General features: G+C 37.2%; 17 protein-coding genes. 4 read left to right on the forward strand and 13 right to left on the reverse strand.

The features are described from left to right. Window positions 1-16 precede the first annotated feature (16 nt). Window positions 17-1,312 carry an adenylosuccinate synthase gene (locus tag PEPE_RS06035; protein WP_002834365.1) on the forward strand — a complete coding sequence of 432 codons (1,296 nt, stop codon included), beginning with the start codon at window positions 17-19 and terminating at the stop codon, window positions 1,310-1,312. A gap of 23 nt (window positions 1,313-1,335) precedes the next feature. On the opposite strand, the gene PEPE_RS06040 is transcribed toward PEPE_RS06035, so the two are convergent. After that, window positions 1,336-2,208 carry a hypothetical protein gene (locus PEPE_RS06040; RefSeq protein WP_205598753.1) on the reverse strand — a complete coding sequence of 291 codons (873 nt, stop codon included), beginning with the start codon at window positions 2,206-2,208 and terminating at the stop codon, window positions 1,336-1,338. A gap of 199 nt (window positions 2,209-2,407) precedes the next feature. On the opposite strand from PEPE_RS06040, the gene PEPE_RS06045 reads away from it, so the two are divergent. Beyond that, window positions 2,408-3,139, forward strand: a complete 732-nt coding sequence (locus tag PEPE_RS06045; protein ID WP_002834367.1) for an MIP/aquaporin family protein — start codon at window positions 2,408-2,410, stop codon at window positions 3,137-3,139. Window positions 3,140-3,194: 55 nt separating this feature from the next. On the opposite strand, the gene ccpA is transcribed toward PEPE_RS06045, so the two are convergent. Next, a complete protein-coding gene (ccpA, locus tag PEPE_RS06050) occupies window positions 3,195-4,199 on the reverse strand; it encodes a catabolite control protein A (protein WP_002834368.1) in 1,005 nt (334 codons plus the stop codon). Between the two features lie 162 nt (window positions 4,200-4,361). Between ccpA and PEPE_RS06055 the strand changes: the two genes are divergently transcribed. After that, window positions 4,362-5,456 carry a M24 family metallopeptidase gene (locus PEPE_RS06055; protein ID WP_011673572.1) on the forward strand — a complete coding sequence of 365 codons (1,095 nt, stop codon included), beginning with the start codon at window positions 4,362-4,364 and terminating at the stop codon, window positions 5,454-5,456. A gap of 56 nt (window positions 5,457-5,512) precedes the next feature. Here the strand turns inward: PEPE_RS06055 and spxB are convergent, their stop codons facing one another. The 3 genes from spxB to PEPE_RS06070 form a co-directional block, all read right to left on the reverse strand. Next, window positions 5,513-7,261 carry a pyruvate oxidase gene (gene spxB, locus PEPE_RS06060; RefSeq protein ID WP_011673573.1) on the reverse strand — a complete coding sequence of 583 codons (1,749 nt, stop codon included), beginning with the start codon at window positions 7,259-7,261 and terminating at the stop codon, window positions 5,513-5,515. A 167-nt stretch (window positions 7,262-7,428) separates the two neighbouring features. Continuing rightward, window positions 7,429-7,779: a hypothetical protein gene (locus PEPE_RS06065; protein WP_002834372.1), complete on the reverse strand. Its 351-nt coding sequence runs from the start codon at window positions 7,777-7,779 to the stop codon at window positions 7,429-7,431. Between the two features lie 12 nt (window positions 7,780-7,791). After that, complete coding sequence (locus tag PEPE_RS06070; protein WP_011673574.1) at window positions 7,792-8,205, reverse strand: DUF948 domain-containing protein; 414 nt, start codon at window positions 8,203-8,205, stop codon at window positions 7,792-7,794. A gap of 129 nt (window positions 8,206-8,334) precedes the next feature. Between PEPE_RS06070 and PEPE_RS06075 the strand changes: the two genes are divergently transcribed. Further along, window positions 8,335-9,180, forward strand: coding sequence for a mechanosensitive ion channel family protein (locus PEPE_RS06075; protein WP_002834374.1), 846 nt, complete (start codon window positions 8,335-8,337; stop codon window positions 9,178-9,180). Between the two features lie 86 nt (window positions 9,181-9,266). Here the strand turns inward: PEPE_RS06075 and PEPE_RS06080 are convergent, their stop codons facing one another. The 8 genes from PEPE_RS06080 to alaS form a co-directional block, all read right to left on the reverse strand. Continuing rightward, entirely contained in the window at window positions 9,267-9,863 is a 597-nt protein-coding gene (locus PEPE_RS06080) for an XTP/dITP diphosphatase (protein ID WP_002834375.1), read from the reverse strand. 11 nt (window positions 9,864-9,874) lie between these two features. Beyond that, window positions 9,875-10,672, reverse strand: coding sequence for a glutamate racemase (murI, locus tag PEPE_RS06085; protein WP_011673575.1), 798 nt, complete (start codon window positions 10,670-10,672; stop codon window positions 9,875-9,877). Window positions 10,673-10,813: 141 nt separating this feature from the next. Next, window positions 10,814-11,125, reverse strand: a complete 312-nt coding sequence (gene trxA / locus PEPE_RS06090; protein WP_002834378.1) for a thioredoxin — start codon at window positions 11,123-11,125, stop codon at window positions 10,814-10,816. An 87-nt stretch (window positions 11,126-11,212) separates the two neighbouring features. Then, entirely contained in the window at window positions 11,213-13,570 is a 2,358-nt protein-coding gene (locus tag PEPE_RS06095) for an endonuclease MutS2 (protein WP_011673576.1), read from the reverse strand. Window positions 13,571-13,656: 86 nt separating this feature from the next. Further along, window positions 13,657-13,944 carry a DUF1292 domain-containing protein gene (locus PEPE_RS06100; protein WP_002834381.1) on the reverse strand — a complete coding sequence of 96 codons (288 nt, stop codon included), beginning with the start codon at window positions 13,942-13,944 and terminating at the stop codon, window positions 13,657-13,659. Window positions 13,945-13,954: 10 nt separating this feature from the next. Continuing rightward, on the reverse strand, window positions 13,955-14,395 hold the full coding sequence (gene ruvX, locus PEPE_RS06105; protein WP_002834382.1) for a Holliday junction resolvase RuvX: 441 nt from the start codon (window positions 14,393-14,395) through the stop codon (window positions 13,955-13,957). Then, a complete protein-coding gene (locus PEPE_RS06110) occupies window positions 14,395-14,676 on the reverse strand; it encodes an IreB family regulatory phosphoprotein (protein WP_002834384.1) in 282 nt (93 codons plus the stop codon). Before PEPE_RS06110 ends, ruvX begins: the two co-directional genes overlap by 1 nt. A gap of 92 nt (window positions 14,677-14,768) precedes the next feature. Then, window positions 14,769-17,414 (reverse strand): alanine--tRNA ligase, encoded by a 2,646-nt coding sequence (gene alaS / locus PEPE_RS06115; RefSeq protein WP_011673577.1) that lies wholly within the window; start codon window positions 17,412-17,414, stop codon window positions 14,769-14,771. Window positions 17,415-17,674 lie beyond the last annotated feature (260 nt).

Raw genomic sequence — 17,674 nt, forward strand, 5'->3', positions numbered from 1 at the left:
AAATGGAGGAATAAATATGACAGCTACAGTAGTAATAGGAAGCCAATGGGGCGATGAAGGAAAAGGAAAGATTATTGATTTTCTTGGACAAAGTGCTGATGTTACAGTGCGTTATTCAGGTGGAGATAATGCTGGTCACTCACTTGTGGTTAACGACCAAAAATTAGCTCTTCGTTTAATCCCTTCCGGAATTCTTGCTCCTAATTCAATTTGTATCATTGGTAATGGAACAGTGATTAATCCTGCTACCCTACTTGATGAAATTAAAGAATTAAATGGAGTAGGTGTTAACACTGATCATTTAAAAATTTCTGATCGTGCTCATATTGTTTTCCCATATCACATCTTACAAGATCAACAACAAGAACGTGATCGTTCTAAAAATGGCGAAAAAATTGGAACAACTAATAAAGGTATCGGCCCAGCATACATGGACAAGATGCAACGTATTGGTATCCGAGCTATTGATCTATTAGACAACGAAACTCTTGAAGAAAAAATTGCTTTTAACCTTGAACAAAAGAAACGCATTCTGGACGAAGATCTTTGGAATCAACTTCCAAGCTTAAAGGAATTGACCGCTCAGTACATTGAATATGGAGAAATTCTTAAGGACTATATTACTGATACAAGCTACCTAATTCACACTAACTTAAATGATAATAAACGCGTCTTATTTGAAGGAGCTCAAGGTACTATGCTTGATATTGACCATGGTACTTATCCTTTTGTTACTTCCTCTAATCCAACTGCCGGTGGAGCTGCTACGGGTGCAGGAATTGGTGTAACTAAGATTAAACACGTCATTGGTGTATGTAAATCTTACGTTTCTCGCGTTGGTGAAGGCCCATTCCCAACTGAACAAATCAACGAAGTCGGTGATCGAATCCGTGAAATTGCTCATGAATATGGTACCGTTACTAAACGACCTCGTCGAATTGGATGGTTTGATGGCGTATTAATGAAATACGTTTCAGAAGTTAATGGGCTAACTGATTTAGTTGTTAACTGTTTGGATGTCCTTTCAGGATTTAAAGAACTTAAAATCTGTACTGGTTATCAAACTGATCACGGCGTAATTAAGTATTATCCTGCTTCAGAAAAAGAACTTAAAAATTCAACTCCAATTTATGAAACTCTTCCAGGTTGGGATGAAGATCTTACTCAAATGACTACTTACGAAGAATTACCAGCTAATGCTAAAAATTATCTTAAAAAGATTGAAGAAATTACTGGAGTTCCAGTTAGCGCCTTTTCAATCGGCCCTGATCGTGAACAAACCATCGTCTTAAATGATATGTGGTCAGACTAAAATAAAAAAAGAAGTAAAAATCATTAACGATTTTTACTTCTTTTTTTATTGACCTGATTAGCCCCAAAAGACAACACCAATAAAATGATTCCTAATATTAAAATACCAAGTGCCATAGTTAACTCACGTAATAAAATATCTTGTCCTGCTTGCTCAACAATCCCTTTAATTACAGCATATTGGATTGGCAAATCATTAAGAACATTTGATACATAGGCGATGGCACTAATCACAGTAGCAAATGCCCCAACCGTCACCATCATGGAACCTAATAAATTGAGACCGCGTCGTTTAATGAAAGCAAAGAATGTTAGTATCAGCAGTCCTACTGCACTAATCGCCATCATGATTTGATTCAACTTTTGTAATTTAGCTACCTGTCCCGCATAATGCGTTAGTTTTTGCGTATCCAACTGGCTATTAAAAATATTAGCAACTTGATTAACAATAATCGAAACTATCCCTTGTTGTATCATTCCGGACGTGCCAATATTTGCATTAACTTCTTCCGTAATGATTGATTGATCTAACTTGACTTCCTCACCAGCATAAAATTCACCAATCATTGACTTCAATTCATCATTAATTACATTATCAGGGATCAAATTAGTCTGTTGAATCCCTGCTTGTTGCAATTGTGTATTAACTTGCTGATTAATTGTACTAGCCGCATTCGATTTAACCACCTGACTTTGAACATAGTTTACATTAAAGACGGTTTGTTTAGCTGAGAAAGTTAAAAATAGTAATAACCCACAAATAATCATCAAGACTCTTATCCAAAACAGCCTTGGTTTTCTGTCAATTGTCGGATTTTTTTCCTGAAGCGTTTCTCTTGTCATCCTTGTTTCTTCGATTGGGACCACTCCTCCATTAAGCTCATAATATATCTTCATTTTACCACTATTCCGTAATCTCTCATTACTCTTCAAGATATCTTAAGACTTGCTATACTTGTTTTCATCCAATTTTCTTATTTTTTGAGAAATGTTAAGAAAGCTTTACATATCGCCCTTGCATATTGCCTTTCAAATAAGATATACTCATAAACAGTGTGTTTTACGTAAATTTTATTTTTAAGGAGTTTTACATAATATGGAATATAGTTTTTTTGCCAAGTTAGCAGCTGAATTTCTTGGTACAGCAATTTTAGTTCTTTTAGGTAATGGTTCGGTTGCTAACGTTGAGCTTAAAGGTACAAAAGGTAACGGTAGTGATTGGTTAGTCATCGCAGTTGGGTACGGATGTGGTGTAATGGTCCCTGCATTAATGTTTGGAACTATTTCTGGAGCTCAAATTAATCCTGCTTTCACCATTGGTTTAGCAGTTTCAGGAATGTTCTCATGGTCTCAGGTCCTTCCTTTCATTATTGCCCAAATGTTAGGTGCTATTTTCGGACAATTAGTAGTTTATTTTGCTTACAAGCCTCATTATGATTTAACTACTAATACTGAATCAATTTTAGGTACGTTTAGTACAATTGATGCTAGTCATAGCTCTTGGAATGGTTTTGCTAACGAATTTATTGGTTCATTCGTCCTCTTCTTTGGGGCTACAGCCTTTACTCATGCTCCTTATTTCGAGGCTAATAAAGGATCAGTATTTATTGCACTTGGTTTTCTAGTTGGTACTTTGGTTGCTTCACTTGGTGGTGCTACTGGTCCAGCTTTGAATCCTGCTCGTGACTTAGGTCCCCGTTTAGTTCACGCAATGCTCCCAATCAAACATAAAGGATCATCTCAATGGGGTTACGCATCAGTTCCCGTTGTTGCCCCAATCTTAGCTGGTATTTGTGCCGTTGCTTTGTATAAAGGACTTTTCCTATAACATATAATTAAACAAAAAATCCGCTTCTACCTAATGTAGAAGTGGATTTTTTCTTTTATTTAGTAGATTGTCTGAAGACCATATCAAATGGAAGAGTAATATTACGTTCTTCGACTTCTTCTTTATTCATTAATTTAGTTAAAAGACGCATTGCAACCGCCCCAGTATCGTACATTGGGTGACCAATTGAACTAATTTGTGGACGAACCATCTTAGTCAAGCTAGTATTATTACTTGAAATAATTTCGAAATCTTCCGGAACTTTAACGCCGAGATCTTGAAGGCCGTTAAGTAAGCCCACCGCTAAACTATCATTAGCAACAAAAGCGGCCGTAACGCCCGTTGTAGAAGCAATTTCGGATGCTAACTTAACTCCATCTTCGTAAGTATTACTTGTTTCAAAAACTAGATTTTCGTCATAATCAACTTTAGCTTCACTTAAAGCAAGACGATAACCTTCTAATCTAAATTTACCATTAACGGGTTCAGAAAGCGGACCTGAGATAAAAGCAATCTTCTTATTTTTATTATCAATTAGTTTATTGACTGCTTCGTATACTGCAGCCTTATTATCGATACTTACAGAAGGCAAAGTGTTCTTATCATCTACGGAACCAGCAAAAACGACTGGTGTACGAGCTGCTTTAAACGCTTCTCGTAAACGATCGTCAACGGCATTCCCCATATAAATGATACCGTCTACTTGCTTAGCTTGTAAGTTTTCAAGCACTTCAACCTTTTTATCAACATCTTCGTCAGAATTTTCTAAAATGATATTGTATTTGTACATTGAAGCAATATCATCAATTCCTCGTGCTAACGATGCAAAAAACATTTGAGTAATATCTGGTAGAATTACTCCAATAGTAGTTGATCTCTTGCTAGCAAGACCACGAGCTACTGCATTGGGATGGTAATCCAAACGTTCGATTACTTCGTTAACCTTTTTTCTTGTAACAGGTTTAACATTAGGATTTCCATTAACAACGCGTGATACTGTGGCCATTGAAACGCCCGCTTCTCGAGCAACATCGTAAATTGTGATGGTTTGTTTTGCCATATTATATTACCTCTTCCATTGATATTATTTGTTTTCATTCTGTTTTCATTGCCATGAATACGTTATCAAATTTTCAGCATACTTGCAACCTTTTTTTATTTTATTACCTATTTCCCTATGTGCTATAATCTAACTATCCGAATATAAGAAAGAAGAGATTAAATGTCACAATTAGATAAAGTCCAAGCATGGGTTTCAGATCATAAGTTAGACGTTGCATATATTAGTAATTTTGAAAGTATTAAATACTTAACTGGTTTTGGTAGCGACCCTATCGAACGCGTTTTAGCTTTATTTGTTTTTCCTGATCATGAACCATTCTTATTTGCTCCTGCACTAGAAATTGAAGCAATTAAAGATACTGGATGGAATCACCCCGTTTATGGTTATTTAGATCACGAGAAGCCCTTTCAATTAATTGCTAAATATATTCGTGAACGCAATGCTAACCCTATTCACTGGGGAATTGAAAATAATAATCTTACATTTGATCGTTATGAAGTACTTCGTTCTGAATTTCCAAATGCTAAATTTGAACAAAACTTAACTCCAGTTTTTGAAAAACTTCGTATGATTAAAACTGCCGACGAAATCGAAAAATTAAATGCTGCTGGTGCAGAGGCTGATTACGCCTTTGAAGTTGGTTTCAATGCAGTTGCCGCTGGTAAAACTGAAGCTGATGTTGCTGCTGAACTTGAATATGCTTTAAAAAAGCGTGGTGTAATGGAAATGAGTTTTGATACTCTCATTCAAGCGGGCGCTCATGCTGCTGAACCCCATGGTGCAACTGGCATGAACCAAATTCAAAATAATGAATTAGTACTTTTCGACTTAGGTACCATCCATGATGGTTATATTAGTGATGCTTCTAGAACGGTCGCTTTAGGAACTTTAAATGACAAACAAAAAGATATTTACAAAGTTTGTCTAGAAGCTCAATTAACTGCCCAAGCTTACGCCAAACCTGGAATTACTGCTGCTAGTTTAGATAAAGTCGCACGTGACATCATCGATAAGGCCGGTTACGGTGAATACTTCATTCATCGCCTAGGACATGGAATGGGTATGGGAGAACACGAATTCCCATCCATCATGGAAGGAAACGATTTAATCCTCCAAGAAGGTATGTGTTTCTCAATCGAACCTGGTATCTATATCCCTGGCGTTGCTGGTGTTCGCATTGAAGACTGTGTTCACATCACTAAGGATGGTTGCCTACCATTTACCCATACTTCAAAAGAACTTAGATATCTATAATATTTCTACCAAAAAGCACTTCGGTTCTAAGCCGAAGCGCTTTTTATATAGCCTAATTATTCGGCAGAATATTGAGCTAAATATTCATCAAATGGCTTCAATTCTTCTGCATCCCATTCTTTAAGAAATTCAGGTGTATACAATGTATCATCCTGTTCCAAATCAAGTTCAACTGGAATCCCTCGTTTATCCGTGATATTGGCATCAATTAACACCGGACGACCAGCTTTTACTTCTGCAACAGCATCATCAAAGGCCTTTTCAAGCTGACTAATTTCATCGACTCGAATTCCTTTAACACCCATTCCTTCGGCAATTTTAGCGTAGTCAGCATCAGTTAAATCTACCCCGAATTCATCTTGAGGAACGTCATCTTGTTCAGACTTAATAAAACTTAGATGGCGGTTAGATGTAACGATGTTAATGATTGGTAAGTTATAACGTTTTTCGGTAATCATATCCTGCATTACCATTGAGAACGCTCCATCTCCAGCAATATTGAATACTTGACGATCTGGATAGCTTAACTTGCTAGCCATTGCTCCAGGAATTCCACAACCCATAGTTGCAAACAAAGCTGAAGTTAAGATTTTTTGTTTAGGATTCATATCAAGGAAACGGAAACTATTAATAATATTATCCCCAACATCCATTGAAAATACGGCGTCGTCATCTGCAATTCGGTTAATTTGTTGATAAACTTGTTCGTATTCTAGAGGTCCATCTGCCCGATTCATCAAGCCCTTTAGGTATTTACGCCAGTCTTTTTGGGCAGCCACAGCCGCTTTGTAGAATGGACGCGGTTGAACGGCTTCGCTAATTTCATCCAATTTTTCAACGAATAATTTAGCATCTGCCCAAATTCCTAAATCAAGTGAATGATGGCGCCCAAAAATAGCTTGATCATTATCAACTTGAATATACTTAAATGGTCGATCTCCATATACAATTGCTGCAAATGGGAAGTTAGCACCAATTGAAATTAAAAGGTCCGTTTTCTTAATTAATTCATTAGAAACCTTAGAAGCCGCTCGGTTAAATGGCCCCATATTCCCCTCATATTCATCAGGGATTACGCCCTTAGCTAACCCAGTAATTACGATTGGAATTTGAAGTTTTTCAGATAATGCCTCAACTTCTTTGGTGGCTCCGCGAGCACCTTGTCCTAAATGAATAACTGGATATTTAGCATTTTTAATCATATCCCAAGCATCTTGCACTAATTCAGAATCAGGTTGAGGTTTAATCTCAGGTTGATTACGTGTTTTTTCAGTAGAATAATTGCCAGTTGGGATTTCTACGTAGCCAAAGTCATTCGGAATAATAACTACCGCTACTCCCTTTTCTTTATATGCCATACGAATCGCTTTATCAATTACATATGGCAAACTTTCTGGGGTCATCACAATTCGATTGTAAACCGCAACGTCATCGAACATAGGAGATTCATTGAATTCTTGGAAGTAATCATAATTCATTCGGGTATGTGGGACTTGTCCTACAATTGCCAAAACAGGAACATGGTCTTCCTTTGCATCATACAATCCATTAAGTAGGTTGACTGCGCCGGGTCCTGCTGACCCAAAAGCTACCCCAATTTTACCAGTCAATTTGGCGTCAGCTGCTGCTGCAAGTGCCCCGACTTGTTCATGTCGAACTTGGATGTATTTAATATTGTCTTGTTCTTTTTGCAAAGAATCCATAGTTGAATTAATTGATCCCCCAGGGTAACCGTAAATATGGTCTACACCCCATGATTCAATTACTTTTAACATTGCTATTCCTGCTTGAATTTTTTCTGCCATGAATAATTTCCTCCTCAGCTTTTTGAAAACGTTTTCGTTTTTCATATCTGATTATTTATCTTTTATAAGTAAAAATCAATAAATATGCTTACCGAGTAAAATCATCACCATTTCAAAATAAAAAAGATGAAAACTAGCAATAGCTACTAGTTTCCATCTTTTTTTATTTATTCTTGGATTTTGTGAGGCATAAATACCTCAGTGGGTTTTTCATATGGAGTCGCTTCTGCCATGTTATCAATAACTAAATCTTCATCCATCTCTTCTAAATCAGGATTAAATTTATTGTTAGCACGATTAGCTAATTCCATTCCTCGTTGTTTTAAATCATCTACAGATGAAACTGCTCGATCTTTAAGCGTAGCTGTATCAAAATCATTGGATTCCATGAAATCATCAAATTTCTCAATAGCAGCTTCCTTAAGTTGTTGAGGTGTTGTATCTGTTAACTTAATTGCTGCTGCAGTAGCAGCTGCTCCACCCAAGATTACACCTAGTAAAAAACTACTCTTTGACATACTGATAGCCCCCTATTTATTCTTAACTTTATGGTTCTTATACATATTCATAGCACCTTTACCAACATTCATGGCTGTGGCTACTTTACCGGTATTCTTGCTTTTTCCAGTATGGTTTACCCGACCAGCTAAACGACGAGTTGCTTGGTTTAAATCCGATGTACTTTCACTCAAGTCAGCAACTGCTTGGAACAATGGATCGATGGTAGCGACTTTTCCGTTAACATCTTCTAAAAGTTCGTTCGCATTTGCCATAATACCTTCAGCTTCATGTGATATAAGATCAACATCCCGTGTGATCACTGCCATACTACGATTAATCTCTGATAATGTTTTAGAAGCATTCACTAATACTAATCCAATGAATAGAACTAAAATAAGCAATGCTACTGCAGCAATAATTGCAGCAATTCCGCCTCCTGTCAAATGATCCCCTCCTGTTCGTTTATGACTACAGAATAGCATTACAAATAATTAAGTGCAATTAAAACCCCTACTTATTCGCTACAAAATTCTGTTAGAATAGTATTATTACTGAAAGGACGATTTTTATTTATGAAAAACATGCTTACTATTGCAGCAGGCTTCCCATCATTAAAATCCAGCTTTACTCATATTGATTGGGAAAAAATTGGTGTAGCTTTTATGGAACATTTTTTCCAACTCGTTCTAATCACCATTATTTTCTGGATTATTAATCGGATTGGTAAACATATCATCCGTAATAGTTTTCAACATCACGATCCAATTGAAAAACAATCCGCTCGTTCACAAACCGTTTACGCAGTGGTTAAAAATATTTTCAAGTATTCCGTCCTATTCTTTTACGTCTATACTATTTTATCAAATTTAGGAGTACCAGTGGGCACTTTATTGGCCGGTGCTGGAATCTTAAGTGTTGCGATTGGTCTCGGGACTCAAGGGATTGTGTCCGATGTTATTAACGGCCTAACTATTTTAATTGAAGGCCAACTACGTGTTGGTGATAGTGTTACGATTCAATCCATCGATGGAACCGTCGTTTCAATCGGTTTACGAACCATTGAACTTCAAGCACTCGATGGTACTTTACATTACCTACCGAATCGCTCCATTTCAACAATTTCAAATCATTCTCGCGGAAGTCAAACTATTTCCATCTTTCTACGAATCAGTGATCCGTTTGAAATTGACCGTGCTAAAGACTTGTTGCGTGACCAACTAGCTTCGATTAAACAAGACACCGATAAAATTAAAGCTACTCCCATTGTTCTCGCTCCTGTAGTCGAAAAGACTTACGGATATCTGGGAGTTCAAATCTCTGCCAAGGTTAAGGCCGGCTATCAAACTCCGATGAAAACTATGATTTTGGATCGTTGTCTACGAACTTTAGCCCAAGAACAAATTAAAATTCAAAATTAGTAAAAAAGTATGCCATCTTATAATCACCCAAAGTTAGATCCAATTCACTCTACTACGGGTTCAATGTTGATGGCATACTTTTTTATTTATTCCCAGAATTTATCAAAGTTTACTAATAAATCTTCAATTGCTAATGCACGATGGCTAATTTTATTTTTCTCTTCACGCGTCATTTCAGCTAAAGTTTTATTCTTTGCTTCCACAAAAAATAAAGGATCATAACCAAAGCCGTTGTCACCGCGCGGAACAGCAAGAATTCGTCCTCGTAGATTTCCATTTGCCACTAACTCACTTCCATCTGGTTTGCGCACAACTACGGTTGAATGAAACGTTGCTGTACGTTTTTCATCTGGAATGCCACCCAATTCGCTAAGAACTTTGGCATTGTTAGCTGCATCATTGTGATCACCGGCGTAACGCGCCGAAAAAATTCCTGGGCGTCCATTCAAAGCATCGATTTCCAAACCTGAATCATCGGCAAGGACTGGAATACCAATTGATTTAGCGTATCCGTCTGCTTTTAAACGGGCATTTTCTTCAAACGACAAGCCATTTTCAACTATTTCAACGTCATCATTAATATCTTTCAGCGATTTTACAACAATGCCCTTTTGTTCAAAAATTTGTTTAAATTCTTTTAATTTTCCATCATTTTTCGTGGCAATCAAAATTTCATTATTCATTCTAATTTCTCCTAGTCAATTTTAACTTCTTCAACTCTTAGATCTTGATTTAAGAATGTCCGCGCTATTTCTTCAAAATTCTTAATATTACCCGTTGAATAATATTGATCCTGCGCTTTAGGACCTTCTGCATGTTGAAGCGCTTGTTTTGTTAAAATTTCAATTAATTGGTGAACGGTCTCCACTCCTGGATCTACTAAAGTAACATCAGGCCCAACGGCTGCTTGGATACCTTCTTCTAAAAGCGGAAAATGAGTGCAGCCTAAAATCAAAGTATCAATTTGATCTTGCCTAAACTCAGCTAGTTTTTCATTCATAACTTTTTGAGCTGCCGTTGTATGAAGTTCATTTTTTTCAGCAATTTCTACAAATTCTTGGCATGCTACCGGATAAGCGCGTAATTTGGTATTAATTTCAGCTAAAGCCTTTGGGTAAGCCTCAGATTTAATTGTGCCTAGTGTAGCAATAACTCCAATTTTTTGATTTTTAGTTTGCCTATTAGCTGCAATTGCGCCAGGTAAAATCACCCCAATTACTGGGATGGGTAATTCAGCTTGTAAAACCGCTAACGCCGCGTTGGTCGCAGTATTACATGCAATCACTAGCGCCTTAATATTTTTAGTCATTAAAAATGACGCCATCTGTCGTGAAAATTCAACGACTTCTGCTGTGGGACGAGGACCATACGGCATTCTTGCTTCATCTCCAATAAAGATAATTTCTTCATTAGGTAACAGTTTTTGAGCTGTTTTGACAACTGTCAGACCACCGACGCCTGAATCCATAAAACCAATTGGACGATTATCCATTTTAATTCCCCCACTAAATAAAATTATACATACATCCATAATACTAAATTTCAGTACAAAAAGGGAGCATGTTACCCACCTAACTCTATAAAAAAAGAAACCAATTATTGATAAATTGGTTTCTACTTAACCTCAATTTAATTAAATGTATTGGTCTAAAATCTTAGCTAATTGTTCTTTAGAATGGTATCCCACGATTGAATCAACGACTGCTCCGTCTTTTTTTACCAAGAGTGTTGGGATACTCATAATTCCAAAGTTTCTTGCTGTTTCAGGGTTTTGATCAACATCCATCTTAGAAAATGAAACTTTATCGCCCATTTCATCAGCAAGTTGTTCAACTACAGGTGATTGCATCCGACAAGGTCCACACCATGTAGCCCAAAAATCAGTTAGTGTTACGCCAGTATTTGTTTTTTCTTCAAAATTTGCATCTGTAATAGCTTCAACCATTCTAATTACCCTCTTTCACAATTTGTTACGTTAACTATACCAGTCTTTGCGTAGCAAATGAAATAATTAGCTTACATTTTATAAGGATTATTTAAAATGAACAATCGTGGCACCATTTCCACCAGCATTCGCAGGTGCGTATTCAAAAGCTTTAATTCGACGATTATTCTTAAGATACTTGGTAATCCCACTTCTAAGTGCCCCAGTTCCTTTTCCATGAACAATCGTTACCTCGTCATAACCTGCTAACAAAGCAGCATCAATGTAGCGATCGGTTTCAGTCAGTGCTTCTTCATAACGTTTTCCACGTAAATCTAAGGTTGTTTTAACTCCCGCAGAAGCCGTTCTTTGAACTGAGTTATGAACTCGTCGCTTGACCGTCTTATCCGGTTTAACTTTTTCCAGTTCATCAACGGCAACCTTCATTTTCATAATTCCCATTTGGACTTCCCAATGTTTTTTATCAACTTGCCGAAGAAGTTCCCCACGTTGTCCATAAGTTAAGACCACTACTTCATCATTTTCATGGAATTTTTGAGCTTCTTTAGCACGTCGTAAAACTTTATTACGTTTAAGGTTAGTATCCTGATGAAGGGCGTTAATTTTACTTTTAGCGTCGATTAAATCATTTTCCTTAAAACTTCCTGTGGAATGTTCTAACTTACGTAGACGTTTAATAATGCGGTCTGCTTCGGCCTGACTATCATTCACAATTCGGTTTGCATCTTCTTTAGCACTCTCAATTAAATTGCTCCGTTGCGAATTTAGGCTATCGACTCCCTTGACCAAGGTTTGGTGGTACTCCTCGGCTTGTTTAAGTAATTCCACAGCTTGTTGATTAATTTTTTGAGCTCGTTTTTGACGAGTCGTTAAATCTTTAATCATATTGTTCAAATCTTGGCTATCTTGGTCAACTAGCCCCCGAGCTTGACTGATGATATCACTATCTAAACCTAAACGTTTTGAAATTTCAAAAGCGTTACTCTGACCAGGAATTCCTAATAATAACTTATAGGTAGGCTGCAAGGTATCAACATCGAATTCCATACTAGCATTAATGGTACCCATTCTTTCATATCCATAAGTCTTTAATTCTGGATAATGGGTGGTAGTCATTGAAACAGCCCCCGTACTGCGAACTTTATCTAAAATAGCAATCGCAAGTGCAGCCCCTTCTTTAGGATCTGTTCCGGCACCCAATTCATCAAATAATGCCAAGGAACGTTCATTTAAATTGCCTAAAATTCGAATTGTATTATCCATATGGGAAGAGAACGTACTCAAATTTTGTTCGATGGATTGCTCATCCCCAATATCAGCAAATATTTCCTCAAAAATCCGAACCGTACTATTCTCATTAGCTGGAATAAACATTCCCGACTGTGCCATTAATTGAAGGAGTCCCACCGTTTTTAAGGTGATGGTCTTACCACCGGTATTAGGTCCAGTAATCACGAGTGTCTCATACTCTCCACCTAGTCTAATATCGTTGGAAACTACCTTTTTTTGGTCAATCAAAGGATGCCTTGCTTCTCGTAGGTTAATTTCATTGGACGCTGAAATTTGCGGTTCAGTTGCTTTTAGTTGATGAGCATACTGGGCCTTAGCATTTAGTAAATCTAAATGGCCCAAAATGCGACTATTATCTTTTAATGTATCTGTGTAAGGAGCTACTAATGCACTAAGTTCTTGTAAGATGCGTTGCTCTTCATGGACTTCTGCTACTTGGTTTTGTCGTAATTCATTATTCAAATCCACTACTGATTCAGGTTCAACGTATAATGTTTGTCCTGATGAACTTTGATCATGGACTACTCCACCAAATTTAGAACGATATTCAACACGAGCTGGAATAACATAGCGTTCGTTTCGGATAGTCACGATTGGTTCACTTAAATACTTAACATTATTTCCACGTGTGAATTTTTCCATTCGTGAACGCACATCACTCTCGATACGGGTAATGGAAGCACGAATCCGTCTTAGTTCGCTTGAAGCGGAATTCAACAAATGACCGTTTCCTTCAATTGAATTACTTAAACGTTCTTCAACTTCAGGAATAGTTACTAGTTGCTCAATCACTTGATCTAGTGCAATGATTTCAATTTCTTCATTTTCTAAATCATCGAAAAAGTTAATTACCGTTCGTGTAGCTCTTAGAATTCTACCAATTTGAGCCAATTCTTGACCGTTTAAAGCAGCATCAATCTTCAAACGTTGAAGTGCCTCTGTCACATCTTCAAGCCGCGGAACTGGAATACCATTCTTTAAACGATAAATATTAACTGCATCTAGTGTTTGTTTTAAGGCGTTTCGTACTTCAGTTTCATCGCTACTTGGTACTAGCTCACGTAACTCTTTTGTTCCATTTTCAGTAGCTATAAACTGCCGAATAGATTGTTTAATCTTGTCATACTCTAAAACATCTAAAATTTTCTTATTCATATCAATCTCATTTCATTTCAAATCAAAAACGGCCCGCTCGCCGATAGATAATATCTCATCGTCAAACAAGGACCGTTTCTAGGAAATTAATCTTGGTCTTGATCACCAAGGAATGTATTCAAGACTTCTTCGACCATATCCCATTCTTCATCAGATTCAATTGGAATCAATTCCCCTTCACCTAAGTCGTGATTTTCATCAGGCATAAAGGCATAAGCTTGAATATCAACCTCTTCATCTGCTTCTGCTTCTGATGGGTAAAGTAAGACGTATGAACGACCATAGTCCTCTGAATCAAACGTAAATAGTACGTTATACAATTCTTCATTTCCGTGTTCGTCAACAAGTGTAATTTTTTGTTCTTCGTTATCCATATGCTTGTCCTCACTTTAATCTATCGATTAATTTTCCATGTCCGTTTAAGTAGTTTTCTAAAATCAGGCTAGCTGCTAATTTATCAATCACTTTTTTTCGCTTTGAACGAGAAGTATCTGCTTGCTCAATCAACATGCGCTCAGCTTCCACAGTCGTTAGCCGTTCATCTTGAAAATCGATGGGTAATCCAAAAGTTTCTTCCAATAACTTACCATAGTTACGTGCTGCTTCAACTCTTGGTCCCTCAGTGTTATTCATATTTTTAGGCAAGCCTAATACGAAACCTACAACATCATATTCTTTTACTAATTCTTTAACGCGTTCAATCCCGAAGATTTCTTCATCTTCATTGATTGGAACAATCTCGACACCTTGAGCAGTCCATCCTAACTGATCACTAACTGAAATTCCGACTGTTCTTGAACCGACATCCATTCCCATTAATCTCATTAATTTTCTTCCTTTTTGCTATCAGCGATTTGTTCAGATAGATAGTATCGAACGAGTTCTTCGATAATCTCATCGCGCTGATGTTTCCGAATCAAATTACGAGCATCATTCAACCGTGGAATGTATGCCGGATCACCTGAAATTAAATAACCAACGATCTGATCAATAGGGTTATATCCCTTCTCTTCAAGAGCATCGTAGACTGTTTTTAAAGTTTCTCTGACATCGTTTTGCTTATTATCGCCAAAGTCAAAGAACATTGTTTCATCAAGTTTTCCCACTGTTAGCACCCCTCTTCACATACTAGTCCTAATTTTACTTTATTAGCACCTAAATCACAATGAATGGAGCTTCTCGTAACTAACTCGTAATATTATCCATTTTGACTTTCTAGCCATTCTCGAGCGGCTTGCAAAGCAGCCTTGATATTATCCGGATTAGAACCACCGGCTTGAGCCATGTTCGGACGTCCACCACCGCCACCGTTTACTTTAGGTGCGATTGCTTTGATTAAATCTCCTGCTTTAAGACCTTTTTTAACAAAATCATCTTTGACAGCAGCAATTAAATTAGCCTTTTCACCAATCTTAGCAGCTAAGACTAGGACATCGGATTGATCTTTATTTTTCCAATCATCAGCCATTTGACGTAATTGATCCATTCCTGAAACTTGAACATCAGCAGCAATTAAACGCACTCCGTTAATTTCCACCATTTCATCGCCGATATTAGCAGCTTGGGATTTAGCAATCTTAGCTTCTAATTGGCTAATTTTTTGTGTCAATGCTTTAACATTTGATTGAAGTTGTTCAGTCTTAGTAGGAACATCTTTTAATTGAGCACTCTTCAAAAGACCAGCTGTTTGCTTCAAAAGGTTTTCTTCAGTATTTAAGAATTCAAGTGCGGCCTGTGAAGTTACAGCTTCAATTCGGCGAACGCCAGCTCCCACACCGGATTCTGAAACGATCTTAAAGAGTCCAATTTCATTAGTATTCTTGACATGGGTCCCCCCACAAAATTCTTTTGAATAATCGCCAATACCAACAACGCGTACCTTTTTACCATATTTATCATTAAACAAGGCAATGGCGCCCATCTTCTTACCAGTTTCAAGGTCCGTTTCAACCGTTGTTACTGGAATTTCATCATAAATTTTTTCGTTAATAATTTTTTCGACCCGATCCAAGTCTTCGTTAGTTACTTGTCCAAAATGCGTAAAATCAAAACGTAAATAACCTGGTTCAACTAACGAACCTGCTTGTTGTGTATGATCGCCCAAAATATCACGTAGCGCTTGGTCTAATAAATGAGTAGCTGTATGGTTCTTTTCAACTTTCAAATGGAAAGCTCGGTTAACTTCTAATGTATAAGCTGCTCCGCTGTGCATCTTCTTTAAAGCTTTAATAGTATGCAAGTTTTGACCATTAGGTGCATGTTGAACATCAATCACTTCCGCCACAATTTCGCCATTGGCATCCCTAATTTCACCTTGATCCGCAACTTGTCCACCCATTTCAGCATAGAAAGGTGTGATATTAAATAAGACGCGGGCTTCACCCGGTTCTACAATATCTGTTAATTTCCCATCCTGAATTACATTTTCAAGGATTGCATTATCAACTCGAAGAGTATCATAACCAACATATTTACTTTCAGTCTTTAAATCCGTTAATAAATCAGATTGAACTCCCATTGATTTTTCTGTTGATCGAGCCGAACGGGCACGTTCTTTTTGCTTCTGCATTTCATCTTCAAAGCCTGCTTCGTCAACTTTGAGCCCCTTATCACTAGCATATTCTTTAGCTAGTTCTAGTGGGAAACCATAAGTATCGAACAAACGAAAGGCATCAAATCCAGAAATTGTGTCGGAGCCCTTAGTCTTAGTTTCATCAATAATTGTATTTAAAAGTTCTAGTCCGTCTGTAAGTGTTTCGCTAAAACGATCTTCTTCAGATTTAATAACTTTGGCAATATAATCCTGATCAGCCAACACTTCTGGATAGTAATCCTTCATAATTTCGCCTACAACTGGAACCATCTTGTAAAGGAAGGTTTCATTTACCCCCAGTTGTTTACCATGCATAACCGCACGACGTAATAAGCGACGAATAACGTATCCACGTCCCTCATTAGAAGGAATAGCTCCATCACCAATAGCAAACGTAATAGCCCGTGCATGGTCAGCAATTACCTTAAATGAGATATCACTTTCTTTATTTTCTCCATACTTTTTACCACTAAGTTTTTCAACTTCATGGATAATTGGTAAGAATAAATCTGTTTCAAAGTTAGTGGGGGCATCTTGGAAAACAGAAACAACTCGTTCTAATCCCATCCCCGTATCAATATTTTTATGTGGAAGTGGTTCATAAGTTCCATCTGGCTTATGGTTAAATTGTGAAAATACAATATTCCAAATTTCAAGCCAGCGTTCATTTTCTCCACCAGGATAATTCTCTGGATCGTCATCTTCAAGATTATTAAACGCTTCACCGCGATCATAGAAAATTTCTGAATCAGGACCACTAGGACCCTCACCGATATCCCAGAAATTGTCTTCCACTTTCACAATATGGCTAGGATCAATTGGTGTTTCTAACCATATTTTTTTAGCTTCTTCATCCTTAGGATAGACGGTAACATACAATTTTTCTGGGTCCATGCCATACCATTCTTTGGATGTTAGCAATTCCCAAGCCCAATGAATAGCTTCTTCTTTAAAATAATCTCCTACTGAAAAGTTACCCAACATTTCAAACAAAGTATGGTGACGAGCCGTATGACCCACATTTTCAATATCATTTGTTCGAATACTTTTTTGTGAACTTGTTAGACGAGGTACTTCAGGAACCACACTTCCATCAAAGTACTTTTTCATGGTAGCAACCCCAGAATTAATCCATAACAAAGTTGGATCATCTTGCGGTACTAATGAGGCACTGGGTTCAATGATGTGACCTTTACTCTTGAAAAAATCTAAATACATTCGACGAATTTCACTACTTGACTTTCTTTCCATTATTTCCTCCTAAAATAAAAAACACCATTGCGTGTAAAATAATAAAGACGCGACTGCGCGGTACCACTTTACTTGCAACGATGTTTAATCGTATACCTCTTAAGTCTCATTAACGCTGAGAAAACGATTCATTAACTTGAGTAGCATAGAAACTTCCCTTCACCCTTCACACCAGCCAGAATGTCTCTTGCACTAAGGGGTTAGCTCCTACATATCTCAAATGATTTTAAAAATATTACAGCTAATTATAGAAAATCAAC

This window comes from Pediococcus pentosaceus ATCC 25745 (assembly GCF_000014505.1).
In the GTDB taxonomy this organism is placed as follows: Bacteria; Bacillota; Bacilli; order Lactobacillales; family Lactobacillaceae; genus Pediococcus; species Pediococcus pentosaceus.